Consider the following 543-nt stretch of genomic DNA (forward strand, 5'->3'; position numbering starts at 1 on the left):
CGTAGGATGATTTCGTCCAACTTCGCTTCCAGATCTTCAAGGTTGTCGCCTTTGTGATCTTGGTAAGCTTGGATAACTTCACCTAGAGGGTTGCCAGGGATAACTGTGTCTGATTTCGCCTGTTTACGCATTTTGCCACCGATGATCTGAAGGCGTAGGAAGCACAATAGCGCGATGATGACACCAACAGCGCCCATTGCTAGGATGACGTAACCAACGATACCGCCTTGGTCAATACGCTCCTGAACGGTAGGGCTCTGTACTAGTAGCGATAGAATTACGCCACGAGATGGATCAAGGAATAGCGGCTCATAAGTGCCTTTTGCTGATTCAAAACCAGCCACTTGGCTTGTGATGTTCTTGCTTGGCTGACGTGATAGTTCTTCGAACTTGCCAGTTTGAGGTACGTAAATGACGTATTTGCCATCTGCAATTGCGTTAAATTCACCTACTAGCGTTACGTCGCGAACGGCTTCTTTACCTTCACCGTAAACAACCGATGCTTGTGTTGTGGATGTATCACCAGATACGACAACTTGTTGA

Annotated in this window: 1 pseudogene; it reads right to left on the reverse strand. The window is 47.1% G+C overall.

Going from position 1 to position 543, the window contains the following annotated elements:
• A pseudogene (locus R7Q11_RS28725) lies at positions 1-543 on the reverse strand (MotA/TolQ/ExbB proton channel family protein); the annotation flags it as partial.

Source organism: Vibrio sp. 970, assembly GCF_033339075.1.